The sequence below is a fragment of the Duganella fentianensis genome (assembly GCF_009857835.1).
Classification (GTDB): Bacteria; Pseudomonadota; Gammaproteobacteria; order Burkholderiales; family Burkholderiaceae_D; genus Rugamonas; species Rugamonas fentianensis.
The window spans coordinates 35,416-49,765 of the sequence record NZ_WWCL01000007.1; the positions used below are offsets into that span (position 1 = coordinate 35,416).

Here is a 14,350-nt window from a genome sequence, read left to right on the forward strand (position 1 = left end):
CCCTGTTTCCTGTCCCCATCGCCGACCACTCGTTCTGTGTCTTACTGAGATCGACGACTATACCGCATGCGCACCGCTCCAGCGGTCTACCGATCCCATATCCAAGCAATGATCTAGTGGCTAGGTCTCTTCTGCAGATTGGACAGCGCAGTACGGTATAGACGCCCATGTAAATTTTCCTGCAAACGAGGTTATAAAATAAAAATTAATTCAGTATATAGGGCGGGCATTTTCAATCCATTTAACCCTTCGCCAGCACATGCATAGCCCGACGCTGCTAGGGTGGTCATCAACAAAATGGGAATGAAAGAAATATTCAGGGGTATCCGTTTTCTAAGAAAATTCAACGGAAGCTTCTGGCCGATCTCGGCCTAACGCAGCAGGATACCAGCTTACTGAAATGAAAATATCACGCATTTTCACAATTCGACGAGGAGGCCTGCCCTCCGAATCATTTGCGACGTGGGGTGTACGTACAGGAGAGTTGCTGTCCGACTTCAAGTGCCATCGGCTGTACAGATTGAGATGAGAATGAGTGTCCGGGTTGATGAGAATAGCCGCGACGATGCCGATCAAGACGACGATCGCGCCGCCAGTAAGCGGAGTGAACCACAGCATACGGAATGGGTAATCGCCGCCGCGTAGCAGGAGGCCGGCAATACCACAAGCCCCGACGCCTATCCCCGTGCCAAGTAAGCCACAGGTGCCCGATTGTAGAAAGACCATCATCATCAAGGTTCGCGGCGTGGCGCCTAAAGCACCAAGCACCGCATACTGCCGCAGGTGTTCGCTGGTGAACATGTAAAGCATCACTCCAGTGACACCAAAGCCGACCGCAATCGCCAAGGTCAGCATGGACATCACATCGCCAACGTCTTCCGAGTTGACCAGATACCATCGTACCGTATTGGCCTTGAAGTCGTCCGCCGTCAGTGCTTTCAATCCAGTCTGACGCCGGATGCGCCGGGCAAGTTCGTGCGCATCGCTGCCCTGTGCCGCGCTGACCAGCACGAAGGTCAGTTGCCGTCGCTCTGGCAGCAGCATCTGGCGCGCGTTGCCAATCGTCATATACAGCAGCGGCCGCGCCGGGTAGCGCGGATGACTGGACGATACGTGAATAACATCAGCCCGGTGATCATTTACCTCCAACGTATCGCCGGTCTGCAGCATCCTGAGCGGCGCGCTCAGTCTCGGCAGGCCATTGCTGGGCCAGGCATCGCCGGCAGAGACCGGAGCCAGCAATTTGTCCTCCGTACCGCCCGTATCGGCGATCACCGCACCTGGCTTGCGCAGGGCGCGAACGTCCAGCTGGCGATACGACGGCGCGCCAGTCAGCGTCGCGCCGTCGATGCCGATCACCTGGAACGGCTGGAAGCGTCCGTTCGGGAAGCGCACCTCGGCCGAGCCCAGCAGCATCGGTGTGGCGGTGGCCACGCTGGGTATCGAACGTACCCGGTCCAGAGCCCAATTGGGCAAATTGGTAGTCTGCTCGACAGAATCGACCGCCGGGTCCATGACCCAGATGTCCGCGCCGGTTTCGCTCACCAGGGCGAAGCCGCGCGTCATGAAGCCGCAGAAGTAGGATGCCGCAAACGTGACCAGAAAGGCGGTAAAGGCAACCCCCAGGATCAATGCGGCGTACTTGACGCGATCGCCGCCCAGCATTTTCAGTGCGACGTGACGCATGCCTTGCCCCCCTCACACCAGTCGCCGCCCAGCGCCTTATGAATGGCAATCCACTCCGTCGCTAGCGCGATATCGCTATGTACCAGCGCCTTTTGCGCCTCGCCCAGGGACTGGTTTACCGCCAACACGCTGCGGAAGTCGCTCATTCCCCCGTCAAAATTCGATTGCGCCAGGGCGACCCTGTCGCGTGCAGTAACGACCGCCGCAAGCAGTCGTGCATGCTGTAGTTGCTCATGGCGGTAGGTGGCCAGCGCATCTTCGACTTCTTCCATGGCCATCAGGATGGCCTGACGATAAGCCAGCAAGGCGGCCTGCTGTTCTGCGTCGCGCACTGCCACCGTTGCTGTAATCTGGCCGGCACGCAGAATGGGCCATGACAGCGATGGCCCGATGCTCCAGGTGCGGCTGGCGGCGTTGGGCAGGCTGCCCAACGCCGCGCTGGCGAGTCCGATGTCTCCCTGCAGCGAAAAGCGGGGATACCAGTCGGCTTGCGCGGCGCCGGTACGCGCCGTTGCCGCAGCCAGGCGGCGTTCGGCAGCGCGGATGTCGGGGCGCCGCTGCAGCAGGTCGGAAGGAAGATCGCCGGGCAGTGTGGCGGGCACGGTAGCGATGGCTTGGCCGGCCTCAAGTTCGCGCTCGATCTCGCCGGGCGTGCTGCCGGTCAAGACGGCCAGACGGTGCTGCGTCACCTTGCGGGTGGCGTCGAGTGGCTCGATGGCGGCCTGTGCTGCAGCCAAGTCCGCCTTGGCGGCTAAGAGCTCCGACTCGGTGCCGATACCTGCCGTAAGGCGGCTGTGCGCCAATGTCTTCGCTTCATCGGCGGTCATGGCGCTTTGCCGCGCCAGCGCAATTTGTGCCTCGATGCCGCGCAGCTGGACGTAGTTGCGCGCCACCTCGGCCAGAACGCTCAGGCGAACCGCAGCAGTGTCATCCTGAACGGCGCCAAGGTCCGCCGCCGAAGCGTCGCGCTCATGCTGACGGGCGCCAAACAAGTCAATTTCCCAATTGGCGTCGAAACCGAGCTGAAACAGGTTGTCCGTCTCGCCAGGCTGGCCCTGCGCCGTACTCGGGACATTGGCGCTCTCATGGGCACGCGCCGCAGAAGCAGCCACGCCAAGCCGGGGGTAGCGCGATGCCTCAACCAGGCCGTGCCTAGCACGCGCCGCGCGCAGCATGGCCCGCGCGCGCGCCAGATCGAGATTGTCTTGCGTGGCCTGCAACAGCAAGGGAATGGACACATTCTCGGTGGCCGATAACGCGGGAAGCAGGTTGAAGCTCTGGAAAACGAAACCGATACCCGCTCGCAGGCCACGGTTTGAGCGGTGACGTAGCCTTCGGCTGTTTGGGGTTTTCCTGTAGTGGCCATATTCAGATTCCTAGTTCATTTAGGCGAAGTTGATGAGCAAGTTCCTTGTTTCGACCTTTGCCATCCAGCAAGTCAAGATACAGGATAAAAGGATTGGCCAACCGGGGCTGGGAAGATGTTTTTTTGTCGGCAAACAGAAAGCTAGCGCCGGTGCGTTCGATCAGCGTGACGTTGGCTCCCTTGTCCACCGGCTTCAACTTGAGCGAAAATTCATATAGTCCAGCTTTACCAGGAGGAATGACAAGTTCGACTGTATCCGTTCGTGTGAGATGCGGAGTGATGCGGTTCGCCGCTGCGGCGCCAGTAAAGACACCGTCGTCTCTCCCCATCAGTGAGTTGTCCAGTTTCTCGAAGAATTGCTCGAGCATATTGGCGGGATTGGACATAAAGCAATACCACTTCGTTTTAATGTCTTTGCGCTGCGTCCACGCCTCCGCCCACGCGTCCAGCAATTCCGTCGGCTGGGATAGCCTACGACGGAGCGTCCGGCCGCTTCCCTCGCTCTCAATCCATTCCTTGCGCTCCAGTTCCGAAAGCACAGTTGACACGGTGTAGGTCGACGTCTCCGACAGCTTTGCCAGTTCCAGGCCGCTCCTAAAATTGTGGCGTTCCACGAGCAAGGCCAAGATGACTTGCTCCCTGGCGCCGGTAAAAAGGGGCACTTCGCTGCGACGGGCGTTGGGTCTGGAAGGGCGCTGGATATCGATGAGCCATTCCTTGTGCCGCAAATAAAACGTGCCGCAGGCTTCGAAATACGCGAGTTTGTGGTGACGCAGGTCGTCCTTCGCACCTTCGCTGATATGCTCCGCGGCCACCACAGGGATGATGTCCTTGGCTTCGTCGTTATCCTTTAGGAAACTTTGGAGTTGCCAGGCAGCATCGCGGATGTCTCTCGGATAGGCTTGGCGCAACAACTCGACGGCCAGACGCCTGCGACCATAGGGCGAGCTGATATGCAACAGACAATCGAGCTTGCCGCCGCGGTAGGGAACGTCGAACATCGGCTCGTCGACTTCTATGCCCGCGCTGGCCAGAGCCATGCGTAGCGATTCGACAAGATTTTTTTCAAGGATAGACATAGTTTATCTGCGCAGATAAATAAAGTGAGATTGCTTTTCTTTAGCAATATCCGTTAGTTTATCTGCGCAGCTAATTTAGCGCAATCCCAATCAGATTGTGACGATAAATATTAATCCTCAGCTAATACTCTGCCCAAGGTTGTGCCCAAAAACCGTCGCACCACTGAGACAGTTTAAGTCTGTTGATTTGCACCGAAAACTGACCCACTTTGCAGCATAATTTGCATCGAAAATTGACCCACGTTTAGCACACAATCCTACTCATCAGAACGAGTAGGGGATCGGAGTGATTGACGTGGCATTACTAGGAATTATTAGACGCTGGCACCTTCGTGACCAGGTCCCGCTGAGGGAAATCGCGAAGAGGCTCGGCATCTCCCGCAACACCGTCCGCCGCTACTTGCGGTCGGAAATCACCGAGCCCGCGTATGCGGAGCGCCAATCCACCAGCGCAATCGATCCTTACGCCTTCCAGCTTTCAGCCTGGCTCAAGACTGAGGCGGCCAAATCCCGAAAGCAGAGGCGCAGCCTCAAGCAGCTTCACCAGGAGCTTATCAATTTGGGTTTTAAGGGGTCTTACGACAGAGTCGCGGCGTTCGCCAGACAGTGGAGGGAGGGTCAAACTGAGTGGGTCAATTCAGCGCGCAAACGCACACGGAGAGAGCAGCCTCATCAAAATCGCCAGTGCTTACAGCCTTACTGACAATCCTAGCCGTCTCAAAATCGAAATTGAAATGAATACCTGGTTGAGTTGCACTCTGCTCATCAGCAGCAATTGAGAACACAGCACTACAGAGTGCCAATAGAATCAGGACGGCACGTACAAGACTCTTAAAAGAAAACATCTAGTTCTCCAATTTTAGGGATAGACATTAGCGCTCCAGCTTAATGTTTTGCGAACATCTACCGGCGGCTATGGCCGTTGCCGGCCTAAGGCTCAAAGGGTAGCACCTTAACCTTTTGGAAAGCTCACGAATTGTCACGCCGAGCGGAAATGCCCCAAATCGGACCTTCGCGATAAATAGGTATCGCGAAAAGAACTGACTTGGGGGGAGTCGCCTCAACCAGTTTCCTACCCGGATAAGTGATTGGCTAGCCACCAGATTTGGTCAGGTCCTCGAAATCAGCATGGACTTCCGCCAGCAACTTCTCCTCTTCCTCTTCCATTTCCTTGATCACCGCCGCGTGAACTATCTTTAGCCCTACCGACAACTTATCAGTAAGAATGATTTTCCTCTTCTTGCTAGCTCGCTCGCTGAATTCCTTCTTGAGCCAATCATTCAAATAAGAGTTGCCATCATAAATGGCACCAGAGTCCGTGTCGCGCGTAACCCGTACTACTTGCTTTCCGCTATCTAAAGAACACTGGATGATCCATTCCCAGTTGAGCATGATCAACGCGATGTAAGCCTAGGCTCTCATACTAAAAGAATGAATCCCAAATTACTGAAGCTGTGCTGGGCTGCCCGAGAATTAATAAACAGCCACGGCCTTCCGTTTGCCGCATCGCTTCTTTGTGAGCAGGCTGTTCCGCTACACCTTGCACTTCACTTTTTGACATTGCCGGAAAAGGCGCTAGTCTGTCTCTACTATTCAGCGGGAGAGAGGATATTAAAAAATGCGGCGCAACATTCCGAAATCAATCCAACCGGCCGCATTGGATCGTCGAGCGGTAGCCTATGTGCGCATGTCGACTAAGCGTCAGGAGTATTTCACTCGGAACCAACTAGACACCATCGAGAAATACGCAGAAGAACGTTCACTGACGTTGGTTAAGGTATATGAGGACGAGGGCAAGAGTGGATTAACAAAGAGGGGACGGCCTGGGCTGTGTCGGCTCATTGAAGACGTAAAGCAAAATCATGACTTCGCTTTTATTCTCGTCTATGACGTTACCAGATGGGGACGGTTTCAGGATATCGATGAAAGTGCTTATTACGAATACCTTTGCCGGATCAATGGTGTGAACGTAGCGTACTGCGCTGAGGTATTCGAAAACGATGGTTCACCCTATGCTTCAATAATCAAAGCCCTTAAACGGATTGCTGCTGCTGACTTCAGCAGAGAACTTTCAGTAAAGGTATACGCTGCTGATTAACGGTAGTGTTAGGGTAGAGGCGGCTAACGATAGCCATTAGGCGCTCCCAGTATCAAGTCCAGCATTTCATGCCCAAGTTGTCTCGCGGCCGTTTCCGCAAAGCTAAAATGAGACATGATATCGGTGTGATCCGTTACGATTTGATCGCTGTCGATTTCAATACTGACGTACCCTATGAACCCAGCAGTAGGGGGCTGACTCGGCTGAACTAAAGTTTTGACAATGTAGCCTCGATAATTCGTTGCCCTAGACAGTCCCATAGTTCCTCCGTGCATCACAACAAGTATAACGTTTGCTACAGTTCAAATTTAGAACAGCCTAGCATTTCATCAAGGGTAGCGGTGGCCATGCAACTATAAAACATGCCATGTTATATGCTGATTCCGGCCTCGGAAATCAGCATATGCTAAGCATCTGCGGTTGGAGTAATCCCTAGCGAATCGCGTATTGATCCGAGCAGTTTAGGTCGACGGGGTGTACCCCAAAGCAGCGTTGGCGGCTTTTCGTGGTAAATGCTTCGTCATTGTGGCGTGGTTTGTGCCAGCTCGAAGTGTAAATTGTCCAATCAACTGATTCAGATTCTGTGCCTGCTCGCTCATAGCTGTTGCGGCGGCGGCCGATTGTTCAACGAGCGCCGCATTCTGCTGGGTAAATGAATCCATTTCCCCTACCGCCTGATTTACCTGATGCAGTCCCGAACTCTGTTGAATTCCGGCATCGGCAATTTCGCCGATGATGCGCGCGACGTTGTTGACACCTTCTACCAATCGCTCCATCGCTGCGCCGGCTTTGTGGACTAGTTCATCCCCTTGGCTGACCTGTGCAACGGAGTCATCAATGAGCATCTTGATTTCTTTCGCTGCACTAGCGGAGCGTTGGGCCAGATTGCGTACTTCGGTCGCTACTACCGCAAACCCACGACCTTGTTCACCCGCCCGCGCCGCCTCTACAGCGGCGTTCAATGCCAGAATATTGGTCTGGAATGCGATTCCGTCAATGACCGAGATGATATCGACTATCCGTACGGACGAGGCGTTTATCGCTGCCATGGTCTCGATTACCTGTGCGACAACTTCACCACCTTGGATCGCGGTTTCTGCTGCCTCATTGGCTAATTGCCGGGCCTGCGTGGTAGATTCTGCGTTGTTCTGAACCGTGCTGGTCAACTCCTCGATGGACGCAGCAGTCTCCTCCAAGGCGCCGGCTTGCTGTTCGGTACGCGCCGACAGATCCATATTGCCGCTGGCGATTTCATGAGAAGCGGTCTGGATAGCAGTCGCGCCTTCCTGTACCTCGCCTATAATAGTGTTCAGTTTGCTGCTCATGAGATTGAGCGCTGCCAGTAATTGCCCAACTTCGTCCGACCCGCTGCTTATGTCTTCGCGGGTCAGGTCACCTGCTGCGACTTCATCAGCAATCTTGACCGCGCTTTTGAGCGCATTGGACAGACGATCGATCAAGAAATGGCCGGCGATTGCGATGCCGACCGCGAATAGCACGGTGATCGCGATAGAAATCCAAGTGGATCTGGCGTGTACACTTTCGGCCCGCTTCGAGCCCTCATCAGCAAGTTTGAAGTTATAAGCGCGATGATCAGATATGGCACGATCGGCACGGGCGATGATCTCCTGATTGCTCAACTGCGCTTTACGGGCCTGTTCGACGTCGCCTGATGCGGATAGCTTCAGAACCTTGTCCCGTGCAAGATAGTAATCGGCAATTGTCTGCCTGACTCCACTGAGCAAAACACGATCTTGCTCGTCTGAGATGTCTTCCTTTTCGTAACGCGTCAGGGCATCGCGAATTTTGGCTTCGGCGTTGGCCATGTCGCTGGCGATTTGGTCGCGCTCGCTTTGATCGCTGGTAGCAAGATGCTTCCAGGTGTCAATGCGCATGCGGCCAAAGGCCTCGTCGACGTTATCAAGTTGCTCCACGCTCGGAAGGGTGTTGACGTTAGCATAGTTTGCAGCTTCAAACACAGTCGAGATCTGTAAATAACTGATTAATCCCACGGCACACATACCCATAACTGCCGCCGCTAACAAAACATATAGTTTTTTTGCAAAAGTCATGCTTTGATTCCTCAATTGATCAGAAGCTTAAGGTGGTGTGAAGAGATTAACGACACTCAGATCTACTAATTCTAAATAGCTCTATTGATGGTCTCTGCGAATGCTGTCTCAATGAACTTCTATACTACTTGCGTTCATCTGGCATGTCATGGTGGGATCAACATGCTGTGGTATTTTCAGGTAGGGCAGTCACCAGATTCGCAGTTTTGTCTTAGACGTGCTTGGTGATTTTTGATTTAGTCGACGATTTTGATCTGCATTGGCGAAAATAGACACATTCTGGCGCGAGTTTTCGGTCAATAATTCCTTTGTGGACTTGACCATGACGTGCAAACATTTTCCGGCAGAACAAATTGTATCCGTCTTAAAGCAGGCCGAGCTGGGCATGGCGGTCGGCGATATTGTCCTGCAACTTGGCATTTCTGAGCAGACTTTTTATCGCTGGAAGAAGCAGTACGGCGGCATGCAATCCGAAGGCGTACGAGAGCTTAAGATTCTGCAGGACGAGAACTCGAGGCTGAAGAAGCCGGTTGCTGAACTGAGTCTGTAGTGGTCAGCCGTGGCTTTGAAAACATTCATTCGCAATCGTCCGCTCCTGGCCGACTGCAGCCTGAGAATTAGCATAACATTTTGCCCAGAAGGAAAATCCTCGAATTCTAACGCTACAGGAACAACCCTATTGATGAAGTCGGCGCATAGTGGAGCTCCAACACAGGGAGGTCGATTATGAACACCAAGACTTATGCTTCAGAGCACAATTCGCCATGGAACAAAGGCAAGCTAGTAGGCCAGAAGATGCCGCTGCGCATCAGTGAAATCTGGGCTATTCGGGTCAGGCTTGAAATCTACGGGCGCCAGCGCGATCTGGCACTTTTCAATCTCGCTATAGACAGCAAGCTGCGGGGCTGTGATTTGGTACAACTACGCGTACTCGATGTGGTTCACGGCAATCATGTAGCAAATCGGGCGACTGTGATGCAGCAAAAAACAAAGCAGCCCGTTCAATTTGAGCTAACGGCAGGCACCAGAAAGAGCTTGCTTGAATGGATTAATGTTGCCGGATTGCGGCACGATGATTATCTATTCTCGAGTCGAATCAGTGGATCACCACATATATCAACTAGACAATATGCGCGAATAGCACATCAATGGTTTGATGAAATTGGCTTGGATCCAACGGCGTACAGCACACATACTTTACGACGAACCAAGCCCACGCTCATCTATCGTCGTACGAAGAACCTGCGCGCTGTGCAGCTGCTGTTGGGGCATACACGACTTGAGAGCACTGTGCGATACCTAGGCATTGAGGTAGATGATGCGCTTGAAATGGCCGAGCAAACAGATGCTTGATATTGCCATATGGACGCGCACCAAATTCTTTCATCGGATCAGGTATTGGCTTTTATCTTTACCCGCAAGCCACTTAGGAGCGCGTCCACGACCTGTCCAAGTGGCGCCTGTTGCCGCATCTTTATATTTGATTTCTACAGGCTTGCGCGAGGCCTTAGGCATCGATTTGGGACTTCCACCGATGTCAGCTAAAGTCAAACCATATTCGTTCATAATTGCCCGAATTTTTGCCTTCGCTTCTGAAATCTCATTTAGCCGCGCGACTTCAGCTTTGGCTTGGAGCTCAGCGATTTGCTTTTGATAATCCTGATAGGTAGACATTGAAGATCCCTAAAATCATTGGCGATGCGTTGATTGTACAAGCCCTAATCTTTTTTCTGTTGAACGGAAGAGTAAGGTATGCCTTTTAAGGCTATCAAAAATACTATCCCAGCAACGACACCTATTGGTGAGTATTTCGGCGGTAATGGACAATTTTTTCTGCAACAGAGACCGCTAAAGCTTGCCCCCCCCAAGGGGCGAATTCGCTACATTAAGAAGATACTTTGCCGTCCACTACAGCCAACAAGTCGGTAACGAGAAGATTTCATTTCTACATGTCGGCATACCTGGAACAATCCTGCCCGTGTTTTTCTTGTCTACAGGTTCTATTCGCCGCATATTTTGCGGTGAATAAGCACACCATTCGCCGCAAGCGCTTCCTCATAAGATATCCTGATTGCCGTCCAGCAACTCCGCAATGGTCACAATCGACGCTCATTGCGCGTCATTATTGGCATTCAATTGACTAGTATGCACAGACTAGTGAGATTTCGCGTATTTTGGGGAGGGGCAAGCTGATATCCTCTTTCACTGGTTGAATACGGCCAATAGCAGCCACGTGAAATAAAAAGTAGCCAATGGATGATTTGAAAATAAGAGAGTTGGTAAAGAGGCTGGACACGGCCAGCGTAGTTGAGCAAGAAGCCGCTTGGACCTTGTTGCGTCCTCTTGGAGCAGGTGTTGTCCCATTTTTGGCCGATGCCTACGGCAGCACAAAAAAAGCGCAAGGTCGTGTAGCTCTAATCTTTCACGCTATTCGATTTGCACGCGATTCAGAAGCTGCGTTTGAACTTGGTATTCGTGCTCTTAAAGACAAAGCGACATTGGTTCGCTATCGCGCCTGTGGTGTTTGTGCATACTCCCTGCGACCCGATGCGATTCCTCACTTGGAGGAATTGTTAGAACATCCGGACGCGAAAACTGCTGAAGATGCGGTAGCTGCGATAGATGCGATCAAACGGAAAAATCATCACTACTTCATCGACCGCAGCCATTCAGGCACGTCATTCTGGACCGTCAATCCAGAGGACTCCGCCGTATGATGCCGCACACGGCCAAAAGCTGCCTGTTGCAAGTAAAGTTTTTTAAAACCCCGAAACGAGATTTATCAATGTCCTTTGCAACGCTGAGCCACGTCAACCTGCATCGCCCAGGATCCTCAGTGAACGGAGCCACTACAGTACAGCGCGATTCCGCAGATTTCTTGGTGGATGGTACGTCTTTGTTAGCCCGCCTTGTTACGATGAATGGCGGACATGGCGACTTCATGGGCTGTTTTGTTCGTGGTTTCGCCGAAGCCAAAGCACAAGCTTTAAATGAGCTCTTACTTAAGGTTGACACTGGCTCTCAGCAACGGCGCGTCGGAATATATATTTGTCCTGAGTGCGGTGATATCGGCTGTGGAAGATTTTCGGTAATGGTAGAGAGACGCGCTGGTGAAGTGATCTGGTCGGATTTCGCCTACGAGAACGGCTACGAAGATCCTTGGATATTTGAAGAAATAGGCCCATTCCGTTTCGAGCCTTCGCAGTATGAAAAGGCTATTCGCCACTCCTCTGAGATATAGTGAATGCCTCGATTCGGCCATTACCGGACGCTCGGAATAAATAACGTTGGGATGAAGATGGAAGACTTCTGGGGGTTACTGCATGACGGTGGAATTACGTCCATCGCAGGAAAAATTCCAGGTACAGTCTCAATAGAAGTATCAATTCGCTACTTGCGGCAACAATTCCCGGGCGAAGGCACAGGATTTAAAGTCGTCTTGTCTTATTGCGACCAGTTAGTTTATCAAGAATACGACTCTTCGCCGGTCGAGGATTTTGATGAAATAGTTAGGCTTGAGCCTGAAATCCTTGGCGTTGAAGAGGGCACTCATCCAGTCGTTATAAACTGCGTAATGGGTTCGCTCAAAGTATCCTATGGAGCTGTATCGATTTATCTTGATTCAGGTGATGCAGTTTCAGTCGATGAGCTTGCCGCAGCCAGTAAAGCATATTGGGATGCGTGGGCAGCAAGCATTCCTCAGCGCTGATATCGGCCATAAGCTGTTAAAGGAAAAAAATGCTCGCGGACCTAATTTTGAATGTCCTTGCTCCAATAGCGGCCAAGCGCTATTCCGTTGTACGAAAGGCGCTGTGGCTGCTTCTGTGCATGTTTTTGCTCGCGGCTACGTACGTAAACATTTCTTCTTGAATGGCTGCTCAGGGGCGGCAGCCGCCGGTTAAGCAAAGCGACTGCCAATATCTTGCAAGCGAGTGTTCACGTTGCCGGACTTAAGTTGTCCATGTCGTCGAACAGCCCATCCAGTAACTGTGAAATACGCACTTAGATGCCCAGCATCAAGACACCTTCATCATAAGTATGTTAGTGTGATTGCGTTCTTCGCGAATAAGGTATGTCATGCAAGACGATTTTGATACATTTGGCGTCCCGGTTGAAAACATGGAAGCCGCAAAGTTAAGGGAACAGCCGCAGCGAAAAGGTTTTGAATATCATACTCAAGTACCAACTCGTAAACAGGTGAAGACGCTGCCCGTAGACTCATTGACGAAGTTGCTTGTCGGGTGGATGACTAACAGCCCAATTGAGATTGTTCCAAGCCGAATTCAAGTTGAACAAGTTGTAGAGCTGCTACTTCAACGCGATGATGCTGATAGTTTGGAGCGTTTGTTGGCAATGTGTCGCAACTACATTCGCAATTAGTCATTCGGGGCTACTTGGAATGCCGGTTACTAATTGGTTTTATGGATACCTATTCTATGACTATACGGCGAAGCGATGCCTCCGTGCCCTGGTTATCTGCTCTCATGTGAGGCGATTTTTTTGGTGTAGTTGACACCAAGAACAGTGAGGGACGTTTTTATCGCTCTGATTCTCCTGCCGGGCAGGGTTCTACCGCGCAAGGAGAGCTCCATCTATTTGCAAACTGCAAACGTTGGGTGACACGTCTTGGGGCGGTTAGTCTATACGGCACATACAATAGATGAATTGCTGTGTTGTACCGAATGGCGTCTGGTGTAACTCAACACAGCTTTCGACCATACTAAACTTTGCCCCGAATTCATCATGTAACGCGTCTGCATCATATCTCACTATTTCAAGGCCACTGCATTTAAGAGGGCCTTGGGGACCGAAGGTTGAAACAATGACGCTACCTCCAGTTCGCATAGCACGGGTGACTTGTTTTACGTAAGCAAGCCGTTGTTCGGGCTCAGTCAGGAAGTGGAAGACAGCGCGGTCGTGCCATATATCGTAGCGATTTTCAGGAAGCTGAACTTTCGTGATGTCCGCCGCAAGCCAATGTATTTGCTTGCTTGCCTCACCTAACCGCAATTTTGCGACATTAATTGCAGCTTCTGAAATATCTAACACCGTTAGGTCGCGATACTCCCGCGCAAATAGGTCATCAACTAAAGTTGCCTCTCCTCCTCCAACGTCAATAATGGCAGCATTCCGAGAAGGCGCACTTTTTTCAATAAGCTCGATGGATTTATGGAGGTGTGGAGCATACCAACTGACCGCGTCAGGAGACTTTGTTTCGTAGACACCTTCCCAGTGACGTTTGTTATCCATCTTACTCCCCGAGTAGCTCTAGTCTTCTGATTATGCCATTTTTGGGAATTCAGCAATGGGACCTGGCTGCTTAGTTGCACAGCTTCATCAGCTTACCCTGGTGTTTGCTAGGCCACAGGCATTGCATGGCCTCTCTATTCTGCGGTGGGCTCCTGCGTGCTCAATATAATATCTACCATTTCGTGCCCAAGACGACTCGCAGTGGTTTCAGCAAAGGTAAAGTTTGACATTACTTGTGTAGTGTCGGTGACGATTTGAACGCCGTCGGCTTGAGCCGTCGAATTTCGGCTTGCTGGTCGTCGGAGACCTTGCGCTCCGCTGGTGGGATGCCAAAGCGCTTCATCCATTGATAGAGGCTGTGCGCGCTAACGTCGAGCCGTGCAGCTACATCGGCCGCAGTATGCCCTCGCTCAGTGACCTGCTTAACTGCCTCAGCTTTGAATTCGTCGGTGTATCGCTTGTTGCTCATCACTTCTCCTATTGGCCTAAATTATAGGCTGGAGAGTGTCTACAGAACTCGTGGCGATTCATGAAATTAGTTGCTGGTACTCTTATTTTTACGGACCACAATTTCCCATCGATACTAAATCGTTTCATTTTTTGATGTATGAATTAGTTCTGCTCGTGATGAAATACTTCGAGTGGATTTTCGATGATACGAAGCCAGTAGAGAAGAAGCGGTTCCGGTTTTTCGGACAGTAGGATAAGTGGATGCCTTGCTTCACAATAGCGGCCGCAAGGCCGGATTTTAGGAGCAAAGGCATGACGAAAAGAACAAGACGGAACCACTCAGCGGCGT

General features: G+C 51.9%; 14 protein-coding genes and 3 pseudogenes. 8 read left to right on the top strand and 9 right to left on the bottom strand.

Annotation, left to right across the window (positions count from 1 at the left end; all coding sequences use genetic code 11):
• Positions 1-333: 333 nt before the first annotated feature.
• The 3 genes from GTP23_RS21605 to GTP23_RS21615 form a co-directional block, all read right to left on the bottom strand.
• Positions 334-1,686 (bottom strand): ABC transporter permease, encoded by a 1,353-nt coding sequence (locus GTP23_RS21605; protein WP_202412306.1) that lies wholly within the window; start codon positions 1,684-1,686, stop codon positions 334-336.
• On the bottom strand, positions 1,668-2,924 hold the full coding sequence (locus GTP23_RS21610) for an efflux transporter outer membrane subunit (protein ID WP_161037036.1): 1,257 nt from the start codon (positions 2,922-2,924) through the stop codon (positions 1,668-1,670). Before GTP23_RS21610 ends, GTP23_RS21605 begins: the two co-directional genes overlap by 19 nt.
• Before the next feature lie 130 nt (positions 2,925-3,054).
• Entirely contained in the window at positions 3,055-4,131 is a 1,077-nt protein-coding gene (locus GTP23_RS21615) for a type IV toxin-antitoxin system AbiEi family antitoxin (protein ID WP_161037037.1), read from the bottom strand.
• A 286-nt stretch (positions 4,132-4,417) separates the two neighbouring features.
• Here GTP23_RS21615 and GTP23_RS21620 point away from each other — a divergent pair.
• Positions 4,418-4,759, top strand: a pseudogene (locus tag GTP23_RS21620) (helix-turn-helix domain-containing protein); the annotation flags it as partial.
• A 464-nt stretch (positions 4,760-5,223) separates the two neighbouring features.
• On the opposite strand, the gene GTP23_RS21625 reads toward GTP23_RS21620, so the two are convergent.
• Positions 5,224-5,523 carry a hypothetical protein gene (locus GTP23_RS21625; RefSeq protein WP_202412307.1) on the bottom strand — a complete coding sequence of 100 codons (300 nt, stop codon included), beginning with the start codon at positions 5,521-5,523 and terminating at the stop codon, positions 5,224-5,226.
• 226 nt (positions 5,524-5,749) lie between these two features.
• Between GTP23_RS21625 and GTP23_RS21630 the strand changes: the two genes are divergently transcribed.
• The gene (locus GTP23_RS21630) at positions 5,750-6,229 is read left to right on the top strand and encodes a recombinase family protein (RefSeq protein WP_161037038.1); all 480 of its coding nucleotides are present in this window, start codon (positions 5,750-5,752) and stop codon (positions 6,227-6,229) included.
• Positions 6,230-6,690: 461 nt separating this feature from the next.
• Here GTP23_RS21630 and GTP23_RS23040 read toward each other — a convergent pair whose 3' ends face one another.
• The gene (locus GTP23_RS23040; protein ID WP_161037039.1) at positions 6,691-8,301 is read right to left on the bottom strand and encodes a methyl-accepting chemotaxis protein; all 1,611 of its coding nucleotides are present in this window, start codon (positions 8,299-8,301) and stop codon (positions 6,691-6,693) included.
• Between the two features lie 322 nt (positions 8,302-8,623).
• On the opposite strand from GTP23_RS23040, the pseudogene GTP23_RS21640 reads away from it, so the two are divergent.
• Positions 8,624-8,848, top strand: a pseudogene (locus GTP23_RS21640) (transposase); the annotation flags it as partial.
• Between the two features lie 179 nt (positions 8,849-9,027).
• On the top strand, positions 9,028-9,654 hold the full coding sequence (locus tag GTP23_RS21645; RefSeq protein WP_161037040.1) for a tyrosine-type recombinase/integrase: 627 nt from the start codon (positions 9,028-9,030) through the stop codon (positions 9,652-9,654).
• 30 nt (positions 9,655-9,684) lie between these two features.
• Here the strand turns inward: GTP23_RS21645 and GTP23_RS21650 are convergent, their stop codons facing one another.
• Positions 9,685-9,975: an H-NS histone family protein gene (locus tag GTP23_RS21650; RefSeq protein WP_161037041.1), complete on the bottom strand. Its 291-nt coding sequence runs from the start codon at positions 9,973-9,975 to the stop codon at positions 9,685-9,687.
• 578 nt (positions 9,976-10,553) lie between these two features.
• Between GTP23_RS21650 and GTP23_RS21655 the strand changes: the two genes are divergently transcribed.
• The 4 genes from GTP23_RS21655 (at position 10,554) to GTP23_RS21670 (ending at position 12,681) form a co-directional block, all read left to right on the top strand.
• Positions 10,554-11,018 (top strand): HEAT repeat domain-containing protein, encoded by a 465-nt coding sequence (locus tag GTP23_RS21655; protein ID WP_161037042.1) that lies wholly within the window; start codon positions 10,554-10,556, stop codon positions 11,016-11,018.
• A complete protein-coding gene (locus GTP23_RS21660; RefSeq protein ID WP_202412308.1) occupies positions 11,015-11,542 on the top strand; it encodes a hypothetical protein in 528 nt (175 codons plus the stop codon). The genes GTP23_RS21655 and GTP23_RS21660 overlap by 4 nt, the downstream gene beginning before the upstream one ends.
• A 57-nt stretch (positions 11,543-11,599) precedes the next feature.
• A complete protein-coding gene (locus GTP23_RS21665; protein ID WP_161037043.1) occupies positions 11,600-12,010 on the top strand; it encodes a hypothetical protein in 411 nt (136 codons plus the stop codon).
• Positions 12,011-12,378: 368 nt separating this feature from the next.
• On the top strand, positions 12,379-12,681 hold the full coding sequence (locus GTP23_RS21670) for a hypothetical protein (protein ID WP_161037044.1): 303 nt from the start codon (positions 12,379-12,381) through the stop codon (positions 12,679-12,681).
• A gap of 255 nt (positions 12,682-12,936) precedes the next feature.
• On the opposite strand, the gene GTP23_RS21675 is transcribed toward GTP23_RS21670, so the two are convergent.
• The 3 genes and pseudogenes from GTP23_RS21675 to GTP23_RS22875 form a co-directional block, all read right to left on the bottom strand.
• Entirely contained in the window at positions 12,937-13,551 is a 615-nt protein-coding gene (locus GTP23_RS21675; RefSeq protein ID WP_161037045.1) for a class I SAM-dependent methyltransferase, read from the bottom strand.
• Between the two features lie 268 nt (positions 13,552-13,819).
• Positions 13,820-14,020 (bottom strand): annotated as a pseudogene (locus GTP23_RS21680) (transposase); the annotation flags it as partial.
• Between the two features lie 124 nt (positions 14,021-14,144).
• The coding region (locus tag GTP23_RS22875) for a hypothetical protein (protein WP_229256233.1) at positions 14,145-14,350 on the bottom strand (206 nt) is incomplete at its 5' end.